The sequence below is a fragment of the Mycobacterium nebraskense genome (assembly GCF_002102255.1).
Classification (GTDB): domain Bacteria; phylum Actinomycetota; class Actinomycetes; order Mycobacteriales; family Mycobacteriaceae; genus Mycobacterium; species Mycobacterium nebraskense.
The window spans coordinates 194,720-217,037 of the sequence record NZ_LQPH01000066.1 but is presented as its reverse complement, the minus strand read 5'-3'; the positions used below and the strand labels follow the sequence as shown (position 1 = coordinate 217,037).

General features: G+C 66.6%; 17 protein-coding genes and 1 riboswitch. Of the genes, 13 read left to right on the top strand and 4 right to left on the bottom strand.

Going from position 1 to position 22,318, the window contains the following annotated elements; genetic code table 11:
* Positions 1-145: 145 nt before the first annotated feature.
* From AWC17_RS07390 to AWC17_RS07355, 8 genes are all read left to right on the top strand, one after another.
* A complete protein-coding gene (locus tag AWC17_RS07390; protein ID WP_046183256.1) occupies positions 146-991 on the top strand; it encodes an SDR family NAD(P)-dependent oxidoreductase in 846 nt (281 codons plus the stop codon).
* On the top strand, positions 991-2,367 hold the full coding sequence (locus tag AWC17_RS07385) for an aromatic ring-hydroxylating oxygenase subunit alpha (protein WP_046183257.1): 1,377 nt from the start codon (positions 991-993) through the stop codon (positions 2,365-2,367). The genes AWC17_RS07390 and AWC17_RS07385 overlap by 1 nt, the downstream gene beginning before the upstream one ends.
* Before the next feature lie 5 nt (positions 2,368-2,372).
* Positions 2,373-4,232 carry a flavin-containing monooxygenase gene (locus tag AWC17_RS07380; protein WP_197083382.1) on the top strand — a complete coding sequence of 620 codons (1,860 nt, stop codon included), beginning with the start codon at positions 2,373-2,375 and terminating at the stop codon, positions 4,230-4,232.
* Positions 4,225-5,169, top strand: coding sequence for an SDR family NAD(P)-dependent oxidoreductase (locus AWC17_RS07375; RefSeq protein WP_046183258.1), 945 nt, complete (start codon positions 4,225-4,227; stop codon positions 5,167-5,169). Before AWC17_RS07380 ends, AWC17_RS07375 begins: the two co-directional genes overlap by 8 nt.
* A 19-nt stretch (positions 5,170-5,188) precedes the next feature.
* Entirely contained in the window at positions 5,189-6,382 is a 1,194-nt protein-coding gene (locus tag AWC17_RS07370; protein WP_141224544.1) for a CaiB/BaiF CoA transferase family protein, read from the top strand.
* A 1-nt stretch (position 6,383) separates the two neighbouring features.
* Entirely contained in the window at positions 6,384-8,102 is a 1,719-nt protein-coding gene (locus AWC17_RS07365; RefSeq protein WP_046183260.1) for a thiamine pyrophosphate-binding protein, read from the top strand.
* A gap of 13 nt (positions 8,103-8,115) precedes the next feature.
* Entirely contained in the window at positions 8,116-9,552 is a 1,437-nt protein-coding gene (locus AWC17_RS07360) for an aldehyde dehydrogenase family protein (protein WP_046183261.1), read from the top strand.
* Between the two features lie 239 nt (positions 9,553-9,791).
* On the top strand, positions 9,792-11,795 hold the full coding sequence (locus AWC17_RS07355) for an acyltransferase family protein (RefSeq protein ID WP_047322410.1): 2,004 nt from the start codon (positions 9,792-9,794) through the stop codon (positions 11,793-11,795).
* A gap of 3 nt (positions 11,796-11,798) precedes the next feature.
* Here AWC17_RS07355 and AWC17_RS07350 read toward each other — a convergent pair whose 3' ends face one another.
* A complete protein-coding gene (locus tag AWC17_RS07350) occupies positions 11,799-12,458 on the bottom strand; it encodes an O-methyltransferase (RefSeq protein WP_046186686.1) in 660 nt (219 codons plus the stop codon).
* A gap of 125 nt (positions 12,459-12,583) precedes the next feature.
* A riboswitch (M-box (ykoK) riboswitch) is annotated at positions 12,584-12,758 on the top strand.
* A 274-nt stretch (positions 12,759-13,032) separates the two neighbouring features.
* Here AWC17_RS07350 and AWC17_RS07345 point away from each other — a divergent pair.
* On the top strand, positions 13,033-13,242 hold the full coding sequence (locus AWC17_RS07345; RefSeq protein WP_047322409.1) for a hypothetical protein: 210 nt from the start codon (positions 13,033-13,035) through the stop codon (positions 13,240-13,242).
* A gap of 19 nt (positions 13,243-13,261) precedes the next feature.
* On the top strand, positions 13,262-15,016 hold the full coding sequence (locus AWC17_RS07340) for an NRAMP family divalent metal transporter (RefSeq protein WP_046186688.1): 1,755 nt from the start codon (positions 13,262-13,264) through the stop codon (positions 15,014-15,016).
* Here AWC17_RS07340 and AWC17_RS07335 read toward each other — a convergent pair.
* On the bottom strand, positions 15,008-15,952 hold the full coding sequence (locus tag AWC17_RS07335; RefSeq protein ID WP_085164460.1) for an NADP-dependent oxidoreductase: 945 nt from the start codon (positions 15,950-15,952) through the stop codon (positions 15,008-15,010). The genes AWC17_RS07340 and AWC17_RS07335 overlap by 9 nt on opposite strands.
* A gap of 128 nt (positions 15,953-16,080) precedes the next feature.
* On the opposite strand from AWC17_RS07335, the gene AWC17_RS07330 reads away from it, so the two are divergent.
* On the top strand, positions 16,081-16,689 hold the full coding sequence (locus tag AWC17_RS07330) for a hypothetical protein (RefSeq protein ID WP_046186426.1): 609 nt from the start codon (positions 16,081-16,083) through the stop codon (positions 16,687-16,689).
* Between the two features lie 52 nt (positions 16,690-16,741).
* On the opposite strand, the gene AWC17_RS07325 is transcribed toward AWC17_RS07330, so the two are convergent.
* On the bottom strand, positions 16,742-17,497 hold the full coding sequence (locus AWC17_RS07325) for a L,D-transpeptidase (protein WP_046186427.1): 756 nt from the start codon (positions 17,495-17,497) through the stop codon (positions 16,742-16,744).
* Positions 17,498-17,845: 348 nt separating this feature from the next.
* Here AWC17_RS07325 and AWC17_RS07320 point away from each other — a divergent pair, with 348 nt between their 5' ends.
* Positions 17,846-18,778, top strand: coding sequence for a LysR family transcriptional regulator (locus tag AWC17_RS07320; protein ID WP_046186428.1), 933 nt, complete (start codon positions 17,846-17,848; stop codon positions 18,776-18,778).
* Here the strand turns inward: AWC17_RS07320 and oxc are convergent.
* Positions 18,752-20,473 (bottom strand): oxalyl-CoA decarboxylase, encoded by a 1,722-nt coding sequence (gene oxc, locus AWC17_RS07315; RefSeq protein ID WP_047322407.1) that lies wholly within the window; start codon positions 20,471-20,473, stop codon positions 18,752-18,754. The genes AWC17_RS07320 and oxc overlap by 27 nt on opposite strands.
* 301 nt (positions 20,474-20,774) lie before the next feature.
* On the opposite strand from oxc, the gene AWC17_RS07310 reads away from it, so the two are divergent.
* Positions 20,775-22,316, top strand: a complete 1,542-nt coding sequence (locus tag AWC17_RS07310) for a FadD7 family fatty acid--CoA ligase (protein WP_197089746.1) — start codon at positions 20,775-20,777, stop codon at positions 22,314-22,316.
* Positions 22,317-22,318 lie beyond the last annotated feature (2 nt).

The following is a 22,318-nucleotide window of genomic DNA, read 5'->3' as shown; positions in this document are numbered from 1 at the left end:
CCGTGTTCTGGGCCGACCTTGACAGCGAAGTCCACCGATCGGAATAGTGTTCTCCAAGGGGCAGAATGCAATATTTTGTCCGGACAAATGAAGCAATCGATCCTGTTGCGGACCTTTATGCGTTGGCAGCGGGCGAAAGCAGGTCATGGACGATCTTCTCGGGCTCGACGGTCGCATCGTGGTGGTCTCCGGCGCCGGCGGAGGCGGCATCGGCACGACGGTCACGGCCATGACCGCCCGGGCCGGGGCCACGGTCATTGCGGTGGGCCGGTCGAAGGAAAACCTCGACGAGCACATCGCTCCGCTGGCGGAGCAGGGGCTGGCCGTGGTGCCCGTCGCGGCCGATGCGTCCACCGACGAGGGCATCGCCGCGGTGATCGACCACGCGCGTCGTGCCGACGGCAGCTTGTACGGGCTGGTCAATGTCGCCGGCGGCGCGCAGCCGTCGACGTGGATGCCGTCGACCCGGGTGACGCGCGGCGACTGGCGCAAGATCTTCGCCGACAACCTCGAGACGGCATTCTTCATGAGCCAAGCCGTGGCAGGTGAACTCGTCGCGCAGCAACAGCGGGGCTCGATCGTGTCGATCTCCTCGATCAGCGGCATGAACACCGCGCCGTTTCACATCGCCTACGGAACAGCCAAGGCTGCGATCACGGCGATGACCCGCACGATGGCCCTCGAATTGGCACTGGCGGGGATTCGGGTCAATGCCGTGGCGCCCGGCGTCACCGAGACGGCGGCCTCGCGCACCTACGTCGACGAGGACCCCGAGCGGGACCGGCAGGCGATCGCGATGGGTCGCCGTGGGCGGCCCGAGGAACAGGCCGGCGCCATCCTCTTTCTGCTGTCGGAGATGTCCAGCTACATCACCGGCCAGACCCTGCTTGTCGACGGCGGACTGGACCTCAAGTGGAGCCATCTCGGTGCCGACCACACGTCGCTGTTCCTCAAAGACGAATCCTTTCGCGCGGCGATCAGGAGGATGTGATGACCGACCTAGCCAAAGGCGTGAATTCCGAAGTAGCCGAAGAACTCTCGAAACCGATGACGATCGGGGTCGAGGCATACATCTCGGAGGACTATGCCCGCGCCGAGCGCGACAAGCTGTGGCGCAAAGTCTGGCAGCAGGTCGGCCGCGTCGAGGAGCTGCCCGAGGTGGGCAGTTACCTGACCTACGACATTCTCGACGACTCGATCATCGTGGTGCGCACCGGCAAGAAGGAATTTCACGCCCACCACAACGTCTGCATGCACCGTGGCCGCCGGCTGATCGACACCCCCGAAGGCGCCAAGAACGCCTGCGCTCGAACCCGAAAGTCGTTCGTCTGCGGCTTCCACGGCTGGACCTACGGCCTCGACGGAGCCTGCACTCATATCCGCGAACAACAGGACTGGCAGGCTGCGCTCACGCCCGACAACACCCATCTTCGGCCGGTCAGGGTCGATACCTGGGGCGGCTGGTTGTGGATCAACATGGACCCCGACTGCGAACCACTGGCCGACTACCTGTTCCCCGCCGCGAAAATTCTCGAGCCGTTCGGCCTGGAGAACATGCGCTACAAATGGCGCAAGTGGCTGTCCTTCGACTGCAACTGGAAAGTCGCGCTGGAGGCCTTCAACGAGACCTACCACGTCTACACCACGCATCCCGAGTTCAATAAGTTCGGCGAATTCAAGGGCTGGGCGAAAGCGCAAGGCAAGCACAGCCACATCGGCTACGACGCCCCGGACGATCTCGCGGCGACCAAGTCCAAGATCCGCCTCGGAACCGGCGCCGATCCCCGTGTGTCAACCGCGGAGATGCAGATCTACACGATGGAGGAAACCAACACCTCCACCACCGAGACGCTGGTGAACGCCGCCAAACGGTTGGTCGACGAGCTGCCCGAGGGCACACCGGCCGACAAGGTTCTCGAGCACTGGCTGGCGTCCGCGCGCCGCGACGACGAGGCACGCGGCGTGATCTGGCCGACGATTCCGTCCGACATCCTCGGACAGGCGGGCACCGCGTGGCAGATCTTCCCGAACTTCCAGATCGGTCAGGGTCTGACGGTTGCGCTGTGCTACAGCGCCCGGCCGGACCCCAGCTACGACCCGAACAAGTGCATCTTCGAGGTGTCGGTGTTCGAACTCTTTCCCAAAGGCGAAGAGCCGCAAACGGAGTGGGAGCATACCCCGGCCGGTGACCCACGGTGGCGGTCAGTCTTGCCGCAGGACTTCTCCAACATGGCCGCCGTGCAGCAGGGCATGAAGTCCCTTGGCTTCCCGGGCACCAAGCCCAATCCCTATCGGGAGCGCAGCACCGTCAACCTCCATCACCAACTGTCGAAGTACATGGGTACCGGCGAACCGCAGGAGCTTTGAGATAGATGACCATGTTCGATAAATGCGGACCGACGCAGACGCCGGACGACATCGATATCGACGCGCTGCGAAAGAAGTATCTGCACGAGCGCGATAAGCGACTGCGCCCGGAGGGCTCGAAGCAGTACTTGGAACTCAAGGACGACTTTGCAGAATACGCCGAGGTCGACCCCCACACGCCGGTGACGCCGCGCGCGCCGATCGACGAGAACATCGACGTGGCCGTGCTCGGCGGCGGCATCACCGGGCTGCTGGCGGGCGCCTACCTCAAGAAAGCCGGCGTCGAAGACGTGCACATCATCGAGATGGGCGGGGACTTCGGCGGCGTCTGGTACTGGAATCGTTTCCCCGGCATCCAGTGCGACAACGACGCCTACTGCTATATCCCGATGCTGGAAGAACTCAACTACCTTCCGTCGAAGAAGTTCGCCGACGGCGCCGAGATCTATGAGCACTGCCGTCGCATCGCAAAGCATTTCGGGCTCTACGACGGCGCCATCCTCTCCACCCAGGTTCGCACGGCGCGCTGGGATGAGACGATCGAGCGCTGGCGGTTGAGCACCAACCGCGGTGACGACATTCGGGCCCGGTTCGTGGTGATGGCGCAGGGCTCGTTCAACCGCCCGAAGCTGCCCGGCATCCCCGGTATCAAGGATTTCAAGGGGCATACATTTCATTCCGCTCGCTGGGATTACGACTACACCGGTGGGGACTCCAGCGGCGGACTGCACAAGCTGCATGACAAGCGCGTGGCACTGGTGGGTACCGGTGCGACCGGCGTGCAGCTTGTTCCGCACCTGGGCCGAGACGCCCAGCACCTCTACGTCTTTCAGCGCACGCCCTCGTCGGTGGACCTGCGGGGTAACGAGCCGACGGACCCGCAGTGGGCGGCTTCCCTGCAGCCCGGCTGGCAGGAAGCACGCAAGCGCAACTTTCACCGCTGGTCACCGCTGGGGGAAGGTGTGGTGTTCGACGAGCCGGATATGGTGTGCGATTTCTGGACCGAACTGGGGCGCAACCTGACCGCGCGGGTCGCGGCCGTCGACGATCCCTCTTCACTGACCATCGAGCAGATCATGGCGATGCGTGAAGAAGAGGATTACAAGATGATGGAGCGGCTGCGGCGCCGCGTCGCGGAGGTGGTCGAGGACCCGGAGACCGCCGAAGCGCTCAAACCGTACTACCGGTTCATGTGCAAGCGGCCCTGCAGCAACGACGAATACCTGCCGACGTTCAATCGCCCGAACGTCACGCTGGTCGACGTGTCGGAATCCAAAGGCGTGGAAAGACTCACCGAGAACGGGATCGTCGCCAACGGCGTCGAGTACGAAGTCGACTGCGTCATCTTCGCCAGCGGTTTCGAGATCACCACGGACATCAGCCGTCGGTACGCGGTCGATGTGATCGAGGGCCGCGACGGCCTGTCGCTCTTCGATCACTGGCGCGATAGCTACAAGTCGCTCCATGGGATGACCAGCAAAGGCTTTCCCAACCAATTCTTCACCGGCTTCATTCAGGGCGGCGTGGCGGGAAACACCACCGCGATGCTCGAGCAACAGGCCGAACACATCGCCTACATAGTGTCTGAGGCGATGGCACGCGGTGCGACGACCGTCGAGCCGAGCCAGGAAGCCCAAGACAACTGGGTCAAGACGATCCGCGAAACCTCGATCGACAACACGGAATTCGCGGTGTCCTGCACGCCCGGCTATTACAACAACGAGGGCGGCGGTGGCGGCGAGGGCATCCGCTCGGCCATCGGCGATCCCTACATGCCGGGCTTCTACGCGTTCGACGACCTGCTCAAGGAATGGCGTGCAAAAGGCGACCTCGACGGCCTGGTCTTGGCGAACTTAGATGGCTGACTTGGGATCCTTGAACTTCAAGGGCAGGGTGGCGGTCGTCACCGGGGGTGGCCGAGGGCTCGGCCGCTCCTACGCCTTGCTGCTCGCGTCTCAGGGGGCGAAGGTTGTCGTCAACGATCCCGGGGGCGGCCTCACGGGTGACGGCACCGACGCCCGTCCGGCCGACGATGTGGTGCGTGAGATCGTCGCTGCCGGTGGTCAAGCCGTCGCCAGCACCGACTCGGTCGCCACCGCGGACGGCGGCAAGGCAATCATCGATTCGGCGCTCGATACGTACGGCCGCGTCGACATCCTGATTCACAACGCCGGCAACGTTCGTCCTGGCTCGCTGAAGGAAATGACTTACGAAGATTTCGACGCCGTGCTCGACGTGCACTTGCGCGGCGCATTTAACGTTGTGCGGCCGGCATTTCCGGTCATGTGCGAGGCCGGCTACGGGCGCATGGTGTTGACATCCTCGATCGGCGGCCTGTACGGAAACCGCGGCGTAGCCAACTACGCGGCAGCGAAGGCCGGCGTGATCGGGCTGTCCAACGTCGCCGCCGTCGAAGGTGCGGCCGAGGGCGTGACGTGCAACGTGATCGTGCCGGCCGCTGTGACCAGGATGGCCGAGGGTGTCGACACGTCGGCCTATCCGCCGATGGGCCCCGAGCTCGTCGCGCCCGTAGTGGGCTGGCTGGCACACGAATCCTGTTCGGTGAGCGGCGAATTGTTCATCGCGCTCGCGGGCCGGGTGGCGCGGGCGGTCATCGCCGAAAGCCCCGGCGTGTGTCGCCTATCGTGGACGGTCGACGATGTCGCCGAACATCTCGAAGCGATTCGAAATATCGAGGCTCCGTTGGTTTTTCCGGTACTGCCGGACGGTCACAACGAGCACATCCGCTATAGCTTCGAACTGGCTCGCCGATCCAGCGATCGGGGTGCACTCCATGGCTGACAGCGCAGGCAAGGGCCCGCTGGCCGGTGTGCGGGTAATCGACCTCACCGCAATGGTGATGGGACCGTATTGCACGCAGATCATGGCCGACATGGGCGCGGACGTGATCAAAGTCGAGCCCCCACAAGGAGATAACACCCGCTACATCTCAGTGGGTCCGGCGCTGGGCATGAGCGGGGTATTCGTCAACGTCAACCGGGGCAAGCGCAGCATCGTGCTGGACCTGCAAACCGATGCCGGAACGCGTGCGTTACGCGCTCTCGTTGAGAACGCCGACGTGTTCATCCACTCGATGCGCGCCAAGGCGATCGCCAAACTCGGCTTCAACTATGACGACGTCGCCGCGATCAATCCCGCGATCATCTACACCAATTGCTACGGGTACGGGCGACGCGGACCCGATCGCGACCGCCCCGCCTACGACGACACGATCCAGGCCGAATGCGGGCTGCCGGCGGTGCAACGGCAATTGACCGGCGAGGCCGATTACGTCGGCACCATCATGGCCGACAAGATTGCCGGGCTGACGGCACTGTACGCGACGACGATGGCGTTGTTTCACCGCGAACGCACCGGACAGGGGCAAGAAGTCGAGGTCGCGATGTTCGAAACCATGGCCTCGTTCATGCTCGTCGAACATGCCAACGGCGCCCTGTTCGACCCTCCCCTAGGCCCCGCGGTGTATCCGCGCACCGTGGCACCCAACCGTCGCCCGTACCGCACCAGCGACGGCTACATCGCGGCGTTGATCTACAACGACAAGCACTGGAACGCGTTCATGAAAGCCGTACAGCCACCATGGGCCAGCGACCTGTATTCGACGTTGGAACAACGCGCCGGTCAGATCGACACCGTGTACGGGCTCGTAGCCGAGACGATGAAAGAGCGTTCCACCGCGGAGTGGTTAGCGCTGCTGCGCCAACTCGAGATACCGGCAGCGCCCCTCAACACGCCCGGCGCGCTCTTCGACGATCCGCATCTCAACGCCGTCGGCATGTTCGAGACGGTGGACACCCCGCACGGGCCGGTGCGCTTCCCGGGCGTACCGACCTGGTTCTCGCAGACACCGGGTCGTGTTGCAGGGCCTGCGCCAGAGCTCGGCGCCCACACCGCCGAGGTCCTCGAAGAAATTGGCCCGAGCAGACACAAAATCAGTCGAAATACCAGGCCAGAGCGCGATTTTGCGTCTGCTCGCGAGGGAAAGGAACTCTAAAGTGGGTGTGCCTGTCTATAAGCGCATTCTCGACCTGTTCGAGGCCGAGGGCGTGAACACGCTGTTCGGTATCCCGGACCCGAACTTCGTGCACATGTTCGCCGAGGCCGACGCACGCGGGTGGTCGGTGGTCGCGCCGCATCACGAACTGAGCGCGGGATTCATGGCCGAGGCGGCGTCACGGATGACGGGTAAGCCCGGCCTGTGCATCGGCACGCTCGGTCCCGGCGTCGCCAACATCTCCGGCGCGATGATGTGTGCGCTCGTGGAGAACTCGCCGGTGATCTTCCTGGGCGGTCAGCGCGCCCGCATCACCGAGCGTCGTGTTCGGCGCGGACGCATCCAGTTCGTCCAGCAGGAAGGCCTTTTCACGCCATCAGTCAAGTACAGCAGCTCGATCGAGTACGCCGACCAGACCGATGAAATCATCCACGAGGCGATCCGCCGGGCCATGTCGGGCACACCCGGCCCCGCCTACATCGAGTACCCGTCGCACGTCATCCTCGAGGAGCTCGACGTGCCGGATCCGCTGCCACCCAACCGGTACCGGCTCGTCAACCAGACGGCGGGTGAGCGCGAGGTGGCCGAAGCGGCGAAGTTGATCCGCGCGGCCGAGAGCCCGATCCTGTTGGTAGGACACGGGGTCCACACGTCCCGCACCGGCGCGGCGGTCCGAGAGCTGGCCGACCTCATGCAGTGCCCGGTGATCCAGACTTCCGGCGGCACGTCGTTCATCGAAGGTCTCGAGGACCGCACTTTCGCATACGGATTCTCGCCGGCGGCCGTCGAGGCGGTGGTGAAGTCCGATCTGTGCGTCGCGCTCGGCACGGAGCTCGGCGAACCGAGCCACTACGGCAGGACCCGCCACTGGGCGGAGAACGACGCAAAGCGGAAATGGGTTCTGGTCGAGCAGGATCCGGTGGCCATCGGCGTCAACCGTCCCATTGACGTCCCCCTGGTCGGTGACCTTCGCGGTGTGGTACCTCAGCTGGTGGAAGCGCTCAGGGACAATCCGAGAAAGGCTTCGGCCGCTTCCAGGGCCGATCTCGACCGCTGGATCAAGGAGGACGCGGCGGAGCTGGCGCAGCTCGCCGAGAACGCGCCGACGGGCCGGACGCCGGTGCACCCTGCGCGGTTCGTCGTCGAGGCCACGAAAGCTTTCCCAAAGGACGGCATCATGGTCCGCGACGGCGGCGCGACCGTCATCTTCGGTTGGACCTATTCGCAGGCCAAGCCGCGCGACGTCATCTGGAACCAGAACTTCGGCCATCTCGGCACCGGCTTGCCGTACGCGGTCGGGGCATCGGTCGCCGAGGGTGGCAAGCGCCCGGTGATGCTGCTGACCAGTGATTCGGCATTCCTCTTTCACATTGCCGAGTTGGAAACCGCTGCGCGGCAGAACCTTCCGTTGGTATGCGTCGTGGGTGTCGACCACCAGTGGGGCCTCGAGGTGGGCGTCTACAAGCGCACCTTCGAGCAGCCGTCTCCGCAGCCCGGCGTGCACTGGAGCAAGGACGTCCGCCTCGACAAGGTCGCCGAGGGCTTCGGCTGCCACGGCGAGTACGTCGAGAAGGGGGACGAGATCGGCCCGGCGATCGCGCGGGCCTACGCTAGCGGCAAGACCGCCGTCGTGCACGTATGCATCGATCCGAAGGCCAACTCCGAGGAGATGCCCAAATACGACGAATTCCGCACTTGGTACGCCGAAGGCACCCAGTAGATAAGGAGAAGCCATGCGCGAATACCTGAAGTTCTACATCGACGGCAAATGGGTCGACCCGTTGCGGCCCAATAGCTTTGACGTTGAAAACCCGGCGACCGAGCAGGTGTCCGGGCAGATCTCGCTCGGCACGGCCGCCGACGTTGACGTGGCGGTCAGCGCCGCCCGACGCGCTTTCGCCAGCTGGTCGCAAACCAGTCGCGAACAGCGCCTCGATCTGCTGGAGGCGATCCTCGCCGAATACGGCAAGCGTGCGGGCGACCTCGCCGACGCGGTCACCGAGGAAATGGGTGCGCCGCCGTCGCTGGCGGCCGGCCCGCAGGTCCAACTCGGCATCGGTCACCTGGTGACGGCGATCGATGTGCTGAAGAACTTCCCATTCGAGGAGCAGCATGGGGCAACGCTGATCGCCAAGGAGCCGATCGGCGTGTGCGGGCTGATCACGCCATGGAACTGGCCGCTCAACCAGATCGCGGTCAAGGTGTACCCGGCGTTGGCGACGGGGTGCACGATGGTCCTAAAACCGTCTGAGGTGGCGCCGTTCTCGGCCTACATCTTCACCGAGATCCTTGATGCCGCGGGCGTTCCGGCAGGTGTCTATAACCTGGTCAACGGCGATGGCCCGGGCGTCGGCGCCGCGCTGGCGAGCCACCCCGACGTCGACATGGTGTCGTTCACCGGATCCACCCGCGCCGGTGTCCAGGTGGCCACGAATGCCGCCCCGACCGTGAAGCGGGTGACCCAGGAACTCGGTGGCAAGAGCCCCAACATCGTCCTCGACGACGCGGGTTTCGCCGACAGCGTCCGCGCCGGCGTGGTCAACATGATGCCGAATTCGGGGCAGAGCTGTAACGCGCCGTCGCGCATGCTGGTCCCGAATTCGCGTATGGCCGAGGCGATCGCCATCGCGCGGGAGACCGCCGAGCAGGTGAAGGTGGGCAATCCCGGCGATAAGACAGCGATCGGGCCGGTGGCGTCGAAGGCACAGTTCGACAAGGTCCAGGGCCTGATCCAGAAGGGCATCGACGAGGGCGCGACCGTCGTGGCCGGCGGCCCGGGTCGCCCGGCGGGGCTGGACAAGGGCTACTACGTCAAGCCGACCGTGTTCGCCAACGTCACCAACGACATGACGATTGCACGCGAGGAGATCTTCGGGCCGGTGCTGTGCGTCCTCGGCTACGACGACATCGATCAAGCCGTAGAGATCGCCAACGACACCGACTACGGCTTGGCCGGCTATGTCTCCGGGGCCGACGTCGATAAGGCGCGCGAGGTCGCCCGCAAGATCCGGGCCGGCTGGGTGACGATCAATCACGCCTTCGACATGAACGCGGCGTTCGGCGGCTATAAGCACAGCGGCAACGGTCGGGAGTGGAGCGAATTCGGCTTCCACGAGTACCTGGAAGTCAAGAGCACGCTTGGCTACGCGCCCGATAAGGCCGCCCAATAACCCTCTGACCCAAATCCGAACGCACCACAGCGGAAAACCGCTGCGTGTCCTCCACTGAATCCTGCGCGCCCGCCTCTAGGCTGGCTTGCTGAACTCAACAGGAGGGGCAGCGACGTATCGGCATCAACCATGGCGCCGGGCGAGATGGTAATTACGGCGCGCTGACAGCAAGCACCGAGCCGGGCGGGTCTCACCCCGCACCGGCTCGTCGTGCTCGGCGGACCCGGTGGGTCGCTCCCGTGCGCAGGGCCGGACGGCTGGCGATCTGGGATAAACCGGAGCGGCGCAGCGGGATTCCGGCACTCGATGGGTTACGCGCGATAGCCGTCGCGCTGGTGCTGGTCGGACATGGCGGCATCCCCGGAGTGGGCGGCGGATTCATCGGCGTCGACGTCTTCTTCGTGCTCAGCGGATTCCTGATCACCTCGCTGCTGCTGGACGAGCTGGGGCGCACCGGCCGTATTGAGCTGGCCGGCTTCTGGATTCGCCGTGCGCGCCGGCTGTTGCCGGCCCTGGTGTTGATGGTGCTCTCGGTGGCCGCTGCCCGCCAACTTCTTCCCGATCGGTCTCTCACCGGGCTGCGCGACGATGCGATCGCAGCGTTCGTGTGGATGGCGAATTGGCGGTTCGTCGACCAGAAGACCGACTACTTCACACAGGGCGCCCCGCCGTCGCCGTTGCAGCACACCTGGTCACTCGGGGTGGAGGAGCAGTACTACTTCGTGTGGCCGGTGCTGCTGATCGCGGTGACGCTGCTGTTGGCCGCGCGGGCGCGGCGCCGCTTAACCCGGGCCACCGTGGGCGGTGTCCGGTTCGCGACGTTCGTCATCGCCACCGTGGGGACCCTGGCTTCGGCCGCTGTCGCCATGGTGATGGTGTCCGACAACACCCGCGACCGCGTCTATTTCGGCACGGATACCCGCGCGCAGGCGCTGCTGACCGGCGCCGCGGCGGCGGCTCTGCTGGTTCGCGACTGGCCCTCACTGAACCGGGGCTGGTGTCTGATCCGGACCCGGTGGGCCCGGCGGGTCGCCCGTGTGCTGCCGCTCGCCGGCCTCGCGGGACTCGCGGCGGCGACCCATTACGCCACCGGCAGTAGCCGCGAATTCCGCCACGGTCTGCTCATCGGGGTCGCGATCGCGTCGGTCGCCGTGGTGGCGGCGGTGGCCCTGGAGCAGCGCGGGGCGGTCGCCCGCATCCTGGCTGCACCGCCCCTGGTGTGGCTAGGCACCATTTCCTACGGCGTCTATCTGTGGCACTGGCCAATCTTCCTGGTGCTCAACGGCGAACGCACCGGATGGACCGGGCTGCCACTGTTCGCCGCTCGGTGCGGGGCGACGGTGGCGCTGGCCGCGGCGTCCTGGTGGCTGATCGAGCAACCCATCCGGCGCTGGCGCCCGGCGCGGGTGCCGCTGTTGCCATTGGCGGCGGCGACGGTGGCCAGCGCCGCCGCGGTGACCCTGCTGGTGGTTCCGGTGGGGACCGGGCCCGGGCTGCGTGAAGTCGGCCTGCCGCCGGGAGTCTCGGCGGTCGCCGCGGTGTCGCCGTCCCCGCCGGGCGGCAGCCGCCCGGCCGGACCCCGCGATCCCAACCGGCCGTTCACCGTTTCCGTGTTCGGCGATTCGATCGGGTGGACGTGGATGCACTACCTGCCACCGACGCCGGGATTCGCGTTCCTCGACCACACCGTCATCGGCTGCAGCCTGGTGCGGGGCACGCCGTATCGGTACATCGGTCAAACCCTGGACCAGAAGCCGGAGTGCGACGGCTGGCCGATCAGATGGTCGACTCAGGTCGGCCAGGACCAGCCGGACGTGGCGCTGCTGATCATCGGCCGCTGGGAAACCGTCGACCGCGTCAACGAGGGGCAATGGACCCACATCGGTGATCCCACCTTCGACGCGTACCTCAACGGCGAGCTGGATCGAGCGCTGAACATCGTGAGTTCCACAGGCGTTCGAGTGGTGGTCGCCACCGTGCCATACAGCAGGGGCGGCGAAAAGCCGGACGGCCGACTGTATCCGGAGGACCAGCCCGACCGGGTCAATCTGTGGAACACCATGCTGCGCAAGACCGTCAGCCACCATCCGAACGTGCAAATCCTGGACCTGAACAAAAAGCTATGTCCGGACGGCGTTTACACCGCCAAGGTCGACGGCATCAAGGTGCGCAGCGACGGCGTGCACCTCACCCCCGAAGGCGTGAAGTGGTTGACGCCGTGGCTCGAAGAATCCCTGCGCTAGGCCCTAATTGCCGGTGCGACAGCTGATTTCCATGCTGTCGCTCTCCCGGACCTGGAAGTTGAAGCTGACGTAGCCGTTCTCGGGATTGCGCACCCGGTCCAGATACGGCTGCGTGTCCGCGGCGCTGGTGTTGTCAGCGACCACCAACGCCCCCGTCGACAGCCGCGGTTCGAGCAGCTCGATCACCGGCAGATACAGGTCCTTCCAACCGTCCAATAACACGAAGTCAACCGGTCCGTCCAGGCCGGCCAGCGTGGACAGCGCGTCTCCTTCGAGGATGGTGAGCACGTCGTCCAGGCCGGTCTGCGCGAACGTCTGCCGCGCGGCGGAGATCTTGGCGTCGTTGAGCTCGGTCGTCACCACCCGGCCGGCGCCGTTGTCGCGCACCGCCGAGGCCAGGTGGATGGCGGAGATGCCGAACGACATCCCGAACTCGACGACCGTCGCCGGACGGGTCGCGCGCACCAGGGCGTAGAGCAGTCGGCCGGCTTCGGGCGTGACGGGGATGTAGAACTCGCTCATCGCGTCGGCGCGCTCCTGCGCGGTCATCGGCCGGTCGAACTCGCCATGCCTCTGACGCAACAGCGACATCTGGTTCTGCGCTTCGGTGTACATGCGGTCGAGCACGGTCGCGACCTTCGGATCTCGCAGAGTGTTGGCCATGCTGTCGAGGGTAGGCGTCGGCGGCGGCCGACCGGCTGCGCCCGGGTGGAATCGACGACGACCTGCCGTAACGGTTGCGCCAATGAGTTTGACGGGCACTGGGCCGCGGTGTACAAATGGTTTCGCAAGCACCTCGGTAGGTGAGGCGTCTGCATGGACACAGGCCACTGACCCCGAACGTCGAGAGACGCCCCGGGTCAGGACAGCTCTTCCCGGACCCAAGGGTTGAGCCCAAGTGGCTTCTGGACGAAGTTCCGGATACGCCGTGCAGTGCCGAAGCTCCGGCGAGAGGGGTGCGATCGGCGGCACGTCGCCGCATTAGCTCCTCTCCCGTTCAGGTGACATGTGATGACACCCGCGTGTGTCGTGGCCGTGAGGAGGTGAGGGCGAGATGAGTCCAGGCGATAGTCCCTATCCGAAATCCGTCTTGTCCCGATCCGGTTCCGGCATTCCTTCCGCCGCTTGAGCTTTCGCGGGGCGTTCCGGTAGTTCGCCCGTCGACCCGCTCGCAAGCTGCCGTTCCTGCCCGGGCGTGCTGAGCTGAGCCGATCGGGCCTCCATAAAGGAGAAGATCATGGCTTTTGTTGTCACACAACGCGTTACCGGCCGGACCGGTGGGCGTGGGCGGGCGTTGCTGCGCTCGGCGCGGCTGCTGGCCACCAAGGTGCACGCGCGGACCGCCCTGACTCCCCAGGAGCGGGCCAACCTGTACGTGTCGCGGATGCCGATCGCGGTGGTCACGGCCTCGCTGGGTGGGCACCCTTCGACCGGCAGTCACCGGTGACGGGTCCCACGAGAACACCATGACCCCCGTCTCGTCTGAGGCCGTCGGCGCCGTCAACGCCGCTGCGCCAACGCATCCCGCTGTCGCCAACACCGGCGACATCGTGGGCGCGTTCGGCCGTATCCGGCGTGACGGCGCCGGTGCGTCCGGCGGCTGGCGGCGCCGTGTGCGCACGCTGCTGGTCATCAGCGGTCCCGGGCTGATCGTGATGGTGGGGGACAACGACGCGGGCGGTGTCGCGACCTACGCGCAGGCCGGGCAGAACTACGGCATGGTGCTGTTGTGGACGCTGGCGTTGCTGATTCCGGCGCTGTACGTGAACCAGGAGATGGTGCTTCGGCTCGGCGCGGTCACCCGAGTCGGGCACGCGCGGCTCATCTTCGAGCGCTTCGGCAAGTTCTGGGGTGCGTTCAGCGTCGGTGACCTGCTGATCCTGAATGCCCTGACGATCGTCACCGAATTCATCGGTGTCGCACTGGCGCTCGGGTTCCTGGGCTGCCCGAAGGTGATTGCGATCCCGGCCGCCGCCATCCTGCTGTTCGCGGTGGTGGCCGGGGGGTCGTTTCGCCGGTGGGAGGGGCTGATGTTCCTGCTGATCGCGGTGAACGTGCTGGTCATCCCAATGGTGCTGTTGGTGCATCCGACAGCGAAAGGGATTGCCGGCGGACTCATTCCGCGATTCGGGGGCGGGGTCAACTCCACCGTGCTGCTGTTGATCATCGCGATCGTGGGCACCACGGTTGCGCCCTGGCAACTGTTCTTCCAGCAGTCCAACGTGGTGGACAAGCGCATCACCGCCCGCTGGATCGCCTATGCCCGAGCCGATTTGGTGATCGGGATCGTCGTGGTCATGGCCGGTGCGACGGCCCTGATGGCCGTCGCAGCCTTCGGTCTGGCCGGCACGCCCGACGTCGGCCACTTCACCGACGCCGGCGCGGTGGCGGCCGGGTTGTCCAAGCACCTCGGCGGCACGGCCGGGACGCTGTTCGCGATTATCCTGCTCGACGCCTCGCTGATCGGCGCGAACGCCATCGGGTTGGCGACCACCTACGCCATCGGGGATGCGATGGGCAGGCGGCACTCGCTGCACTGGAAGGTCAGCGAGGCCCCGCTGTTCTACGGCGGCTACGCCCTGCTGCTCGCGGTGTCGGCGGCGGTGGCGTTCAGCCCCGACCACATCCTCGGTCTGGTGACCCAGGGCGTGCAGGCGCTCGCCGGTGTCCTGCTGCCCTCGGCGACCGTGTTTCTCGTGCTGTTGTGCAATGACCGGGCGGTGCTGGGCCCGTGGGCGAACAGCGTGCGGCAGAACATCGTCGCGTGGACCATCGTGTGGTCGCTGGTGCTGCTTTCGCTGGCGTTGACGGCGACGACGTTCTTTCCGGGGCTGTCTACGTCCACCATCGAGACCGGCCTCGCGGTCGGCGCGGCGATCGGCGTCATCGGCGGCGCGGTCGTCATCATTGCCGGCCGCCGGTATACCGAGCTGCGCGACGCGGAAGCCGTCGTGCGGACGCTCGGAGGTGGTCTCGACCCCGAGCAGGTCGACGAACTCGACGACATCCCGACGCTCACGCAAGCCGAACGTCGCGCCGTCCGCCGGCAGGACCGGATGAACTGGCAGACGCCCAGCCTCGCCGGCCTGCCGCGCCCGGCCATGTCGCCGATTCGCCGGGCGGGGCTGTTCACCCTGCGGGCTTACCTGGTGGTGGCGGTGGCACTGGTGGTCGTCAAGATCGTGCAGGCGGGCGTCGTGGGCCCGGCCGCGTCATTGTGAAACGTTCGGCAGCAGAACGATTTTGCCGCGAGTGTGCCGCTTCTCGAGTTCTTCGTAGGCGTCGGCGACCCGATCCAGCGGATAGGTGGCGGCGACCTCGAAATCGATGGTGCCGCTGACGATGAGGTCAGCCATCTCGGCCAGCACCTCCGGCGTCGACGCCTCGGCGCTGCCTTCGGTTTTGGCGCCGACTTCGCCGGCCTTCTGAAACGAGATGATGGTGTCGATTCGCTGGGGTACGACGCCGAGGTCGACGGCGAGTTGCACGTAGTCGGGGCCGAACAGATCGATGAACGCGTCGATACCGGTAGGTGCCGCCTCCTGCAGCCGGTCGGCCAGTCCGTCCCCATAGGGGATCGGGGTGGCGCCGTGGGCGCGCAGCCATTCGGCATTGCCCGGCCCGGCGATGCCGAGCACGCGGGCCTCGCGCAGGGCCAGCAGCTGCACGACGAGGCTGCCCACCCCGCCGGCGGCCGCCGAGACGGCGACCGTCTCACCCGGTTGCGGTGCCACCGCGCGGACAGCCGCGTACGCCGTCACGCCGACGACGTAGAGCGAACCCGCTACCTCCCAACTGAGTTGGGGCGGTTTGTGAATCAGCTGGCCGACCGGGACCGCGGCATGGGTCGCGTGGCTGGATCGGCGGAAGCTGAACCCCAAAACTTCGTCGCCGGCCGAGAATTCGGCGACCCGGGCACCTACCGCGGTCACGACTCCGGCGAGGTCGCTGCCCTCGCCGGACGGAAAGGTAGCGGGGAACATCTCATGCAATGCGCCGGTGCGGATGGCGGCCTCGCCGGGGTTGATCCCGGCGGCGCGTACCTCGACGACCACCTCGCCGGGCCCGGGGGTGGGCATGTCGACGTCGGCCACGTACAACACTTCGCGGCCCCCGTACCGGTCGAACCGCACGGCGCGCGCCGCCGCAGCCGCCATGTCGATCTCCTCCCGCCGCGGACCTGCCCTCCCCACGTCAGCATAGGCACGCAAAATGGGTACCCAGTGATCGTCGTGGGCGGTGATCTTCGAATGCGCCGCCAACGCAGGACGCGGAGGGAACGCCCATGGAGGTTGCTCGCATCGGTGTAGCCGGCCGGGCCGTCGCCGCCATCCTGGCGGGTGCGGCGCTCGCCAGCTGCGGTGGTAGCAACAATGCATCGCCGACGACCTCGCGTTCCGCCGCTCCCTCAACCAGTTCCAGCGTGGCCAGCCCGTCGCCGGGGCAACCCATGGATTCCAGCGCTCTACTGATCAAGCCCACCGACATGGGCGGGGATCTCACCGCACCGCAGCCACCGGTGCTGAACCCCAACAACGCGCCCGGGGTGGCGCAGTTGTTCGCGAGCGCCGACAACAGCCGTCGAATCGGTGACACCATCCTGATCGTCGCCGATCCGGCGACGGCGGCGGCTGGAATCGACAACACGAAGGCCAATTACGGCGGCAAAGTCAGCGGTACGTGGCAGCCGGTTGACGTCGGCTCCAACGGGACGATGATCTCCGGTACGTCGCCCGACAACTCCCAAGCGGTGACGGTGCTGCTGTTCAGCGAGGGCAGGGCGCTCGTCAACCTTGAATTCGACAGCGCGCCAGGCGATCCGATCGATCCGGCCGTGGCCACCGATATCGGGCGCAAGCAGGACGCCGCGATCAAGAAGGGCATGCCCGGCTAGTTCCCGCCGCGGTTACTCCGAGCGCCGGACGTTTGCCGGCGCGCGGCCGGCATCAGGCGACGACTTGGATGGGATCGCCGATATTCACCTGGTTGAAGTACCAGGCGGCGTTGTCGGGACTGAGGTTGATGCAGCCATGACTCACGTTGGCGTAGCCCTGGGAGTCAACCGACCAGGGTGCCGAGTGCACGTAGACACCGCTCCAGGTGACACGGACGGCGTACTGGGCGGTGATCTTGTATCCCTCAGGCGAACTCAGTGGGATGCCGATGGTCCGCGAATCCATGACGACGGAGCGCTGCTTCTCCAAAGCGGTGAAGTTGCCGATCGGCGTGGGCCTGCTGGGCTTGCCCATCGAGGCGGGCATGGTGCGCAGCACTTCGCCGTTTCGGCTGACGGTGAAGGTGTGCGCGGAGATGCTGGCGACACCGAGTAGCGCGTCACCGGTGTCGAATCCCGTCGTCAGGGCCTGGACACCGACAGAGACATGGGTGTGGGTGGGCCAATACTGGTTCGGCACCCACTGCACGATGTTGTTTTCGACCCACTCGAAGTGTCCGGGCGTATTGCTCGGCGAGGCGACGTGGATGGACCGCTCGGCGGCGGCTCGGTCGCTGACCGGCGCGGTGAACGTCACCACGACCGGGTGCGCCACGCCCACGGTCGCACCGTTAGCCGGCAAAACCGAGGCAACGACGGGGGCAGGTTCCGCTACCGGAATGGACGCGTGGCTGCGGCCGGTCGATCCGACCAGACCCATCGCCGTGATCGCGACCATAACAGACAGATAACGAACACCTCGACCCATAGCGCCCGCCCTTCGAGATGGTGCGATCAACACGACTGTATTCTACCGGCTGTACCCGCAGTGCCACTTTCAGCAAACATTGTCGGGTTCGCCGGCCACCACGATAAACGATCGGGTCCGCGATTGCGTTCGACCGTGTCGCCGATCGATCCCGTGCCGGTGACGGGGCGAGCGCTCAATCCCGCTGGGCACGTGCCGTTACCGCTGCCTCCGCGGCGGTTCCGCGGTAGCGCGGGCGCTTTGGCGAGGGGCGCGCCAACTGTCGATGGCCATCGGCCCGCCGGACTGGCTGGCGCGCCGCCGACACGCTAGCCTCAGCAAAATTCCGGAGGCCGAGGAGGTGCGGGTGTGCTCTTCCGTCAACTGGAGTACTTCGTCGCCGTCGCGCAGGAGCGCCACTTCGCGCGGGCGGCCGAGAAGTGCTTCGTGTCCCAACCCGCGCTGTCCGCCGCGATCGCCAAGCTGGAACGGGAACTGAACGTCACGCTGATCAATCGTGGGCACAGCTTCGAGGGCCTGACGCCCGAAGGGGAGCGGTTGGTGGTGTGGGCCAGGCGGATTCTCGCTGAGCACGACGCCTTCAAGGCCGAGGTGCATGCGGTGCGATCGGGCATCACCGGCATGCTGCGGCTGGGCACGGTGCCCACGGCCTCGACGACAGCCTCCCTGGTGCTCTCGGCGTTCTGCTCGGCACACCCGTTGGCGAAGGTGCACATCCTTTCCCGGCTGGCCGGCACCGAACTGTACCGGCGGCTGCGCGAATTCGAACTGGATGCCGCGATCGTGCACGCGGCGCGCGACGAGGCCCACGACGTGAACCTGGTGCCGCTGTATGAGGAGCACTACGTCCTGTTGTCACCCGCCGACATGTTGCCCTCCGCCGCCTCGACGATGACCTGGCCGGAGGCCGCCCAGCTGCCGCTGGCATTGCTCACGGCCGACATGCGGGACCGCCAGATCATCGACAAGGCCTTTGCCGACCACGCCATCGAAGTCGCCCCGCAGGTCGAAACCGACTCCGTCGCTTCGCTGTTCGCTCAGGTCGCCGCAGGAAACTGGGCATGCATCGTGCCGCACACCTGGTTGTGGACGTCGCCGCTGGGAGCAGGGGTCCGCGCGGTGGAGATGGTCGACCCGGTGGTCACGGCCGACATCGCGCTGGCCACCAATTCCGCCGGGCCCGGGTCGCCGATTGCCCGGGCGCTCGCCGCCTCCGCTGCGCAATTGTCGCTGAACGAGTTCTTCGACGCGCAGCTATCGCGAATCACGCACCGGCGCTGACCGCGAGGCCGCGCTGGTCGGGTTCAGGCTTGCCAGATGCCCGCTTTCCACCCCCGCCGCCGGGTCGAGCTCGCAGTCGATGATCGACGGCGTCCGGGAGCCGATCGATTCGGACAACGCCGACCGCAACTCCGACGGGGTGGTGACGTGATAACCCTTGCCGCCGAACGCTTCCGCGATCAACTCGTGATGCGCCCGCGCGTTCAGCACGGTGGGCGCCGGATCCGGGTCTTTTGCCGCCGTATTCGGCGCAATCTCGTCGCCGCGGTAAACGCCGCCATTGTTGAGAATGACCACGGTCACCGGAAGCCGGTAGCGGCAGATGGTCTCGATTTCCATGCCGCTGAAGCCGAATGCGCTGTCGCCCTCGATCGCGACCACGGGCTCGCCGGTTTCGACGGCGGCCGCGATGGCGTAGCCCATGCCGATGCCCATGACGCCCCAGGTTCCCGTGTCGAGCCGGTGCCGCGGCACCTCCATGCCGATGACGTTGCGGGCCAGGTCCAGCGCGTTGGCTCCCTCGTTGACGACATAAGCGCCCGGGTTCTCCTGCAGCACCGCACGAATCGCACCCAGCGCGTTGTAAAAGCGCATGGGGTGGGGATCTTCGGCCAGGCGCTCGCACATCTTGGCATCGTTGCGGGTGGTGCGGTCGGCCAGCTCCTTGATCCATTCCGCGGGCACCGTAACTGGGCGGGCGGCCAGGCCGTCGCGCAACGCCGACATCACCGAGCCGATGTCGCCGACCAGGGGCGCCACGATCCGCTGATTGCTGTCGAATTCCGACGGCGCGATATCAACCTGCACAAATTTGGCGTCGGCGGACCATTGCGGCGAGTCCCCATGGCCGAGTAACCAGTTCAGCCGCGCGCCGACCAGCAACACCACGTCGGCCCGCGCGACCGCGAGTGAGCGCGCGGCCGCCGCGGATTGCGGGTGGGAATCCGGCAGCAGCCCCTTGGCCATCGACATCGGCAGAAACGGAATGCCGCCGGCCTCGACGAACTCGCGAATCACGTTGTCGGCCTGGGCGTATGCCGCGCCCTTGCCGAGCACAATCAACGGTCGCTGCGCTTGCGCCAGCACCTGCAGCGCGCGCTCGACCGCTTCGGGTGCCGGCAGCTGCCGGGGCGCGGGGTCGACGATCCGCCAGACTGTGTCCGCGCCGGCTGCGGCATCCATGGCTTGCCCCAATACGTCACCGGGGATGTCGAGGTATACGCCGCCGGGACGGCCGGAGATCGCGGTGCGAATGGCACGCGCGACGCCGCGCCCGATGTCCTCGATCCGGTTGATCCGGTAGGCCGCCTTCGCGAACGGCCGTGCGGCGTTGAGCTGGTCGATGTCCTGGTAGTCACCGCGCTGCAGATCGACCAGCGCCCGATTGCTGGAGCCCGAGATCTGGATCATCGGGAAGCAGTTCGCGGTGGCGTTGGCGAGCGCCGGCAACCCATTGAGGAAACCGGGCCCGGATGTCGTGAGGCACACGCCCGGCCGGCGGGTCAGGAATCCCGCGGCGGCCGCGGCGTTGCCGGCCGAGGTCTCCTGCCGAAAGCCGATGTAGCGGATTCCGGACGCCTGCGCGACGCGGGCGAGGTCGGTGATCGGGATGCCGACGATCCCGTAAATGGTGTCCACGTCGTTGGCCTTGAGCGCCTCCACCACCAGGTGGAAGCCGTCGATAACTTCGGTCATGGTGGCGACTCCTCGTGTGGTCGGAGGTGAAGTAAAGCCTCGGCCCTTACTCTGACGCGGCCGCCCGGCGGGTGTCCAAGACCGACCCGCTATGCAGCGATTCATACCGTCTATCGGCGCTGGCCAGCCGGGTTCCGCGGTGTCGATAGCCAACGGTTATCGGTCGTGAGTGAATCGGTATTGGACGGGCGGCTAGGCCGCCCGGCATGGTTCGGGCAGATGCTTGTGACGACGAGGGAAGGGGAGCGCGGCGATGAGGTCTGGAGCGATGATCGGCGGCGATGTCTCGGGGTCGGCGGAGATGCCGGGCCCACGCATCGCCGATCTGGTCGAGGAGGCGGCAAGCCGGTCCCCGGAGGCGCCCGCGCTGGTGGTCACCTCCGATCGGATACCGGTCAGCTATCGCGATGTGCTCCGGCTGGTGGACGATCTTGCCGGTCAGCTGAAGCGGGGCGGCCTGCTGCCGGGCGACCGCGTCGCGCTGCGGTCGGCAAGCAACGCGGAATTCGTCGTCGGGCTGCTGGCGGCTTCGCGGGCCGACCTGGTCGCGGTGCCGCTGGATCCGGCCCTGCCGGTTGGCGAGCAGCGCGCCCGCAGCCAGGCCGTGGGGGCCCGGGCGGTACTCATCGACAATGACGCGCCTGACGACCAAGGGGAATCAGCCCCGCCGTGGTGGCCGCTGGCGGTGACGATCGGCGGTGCGGACCGCGCCCCAACGGTGCGCCTGGACGCGACTGCGGCTCCCGCGCAACTCGTTTCGACGCCGGAGGGGCTGCGTGACGAGGACGCGATGATCATGTTCACCGGCGGGACCACCGGGGTGCCGAAGATGGTCCCGTGGACCCGCGGCAACATCGCCGGCTCGGCGCGGGCCATCATCGCCGGATACGAGCTCGGTCCCCGCGACGCTACGGTGGCGGTGATGCCGCTCTACCACGGCCACGGGCTGCTCGCCGCGCTGCTGGCGACCCTGGTGTCCGGGGGCGCGGTGTTGCTCCCCGCGCGCGGACGGTTCTCCGCGCACACCTTCTGGGACGACATCGACGCCGTCCGCGCCACCTGGTACACGGCGGTCCCGACGATTCACCAGATCCTGTTGGAGCGGGCCAAAACCGACCAACCGAACAACGCCGTATTGCGGTTTATCCGCAGTTGCAGCGCCCCCCTCACCGCCGAAACGGCGCAGGCATTGCAGGACACGTTCTCGGCCCCGGTGGTGTGCGCCTTCGGCATGACCGAAGCCACCCACCAGGTGGCGACGACCGACATTGGTCACACCGAAAACCCCGCCGCCACACCCGGTCTCGTCGGACGCTCGACCGGGCCGGAGATTCGGATCGTCGGATCCGACGGCAGGCCAGTGCCCGCGGGGGAGGTCGGTGAGGTCTGGCTGCACGGACCCACCGTGGTTCGGGGCTACCTCGGTGACCCGGCGATCACCGCCGCCAACTTCACCGACGGGTGGCTGCGCACCGGTGACCTGGGAACGCTGTCGGCGGCCGGCGAACTGGTCATCTGCGGCCGGATCAAGGAACTCATCAACCGGGGCGGGGAGAAGATCTCCCCGGAACGCGTCGAGGGCGTGCTGGGCAGCCATCCCGACGTGCTGGAGGTGGCCGTTTTCGGGGTATCCGACAAGCTGTACGGCGAGACGGTGGCCGCGGTGATCGTTCCCCGGGGATCCGCCGCACCGACCGCGGACGAACTCGCGGCGTTCGGTCGCGAGCGGCTGGCCCCCTTCGAGGTGCCGGCCAGCTTCCAGCAGGCAGCGGAGCTACCGCACACCGCGAAAGGCTCGCTGGACCGCCGGGCCGTCACCCAGCAATTCGGTGGCGGGGGGTAACG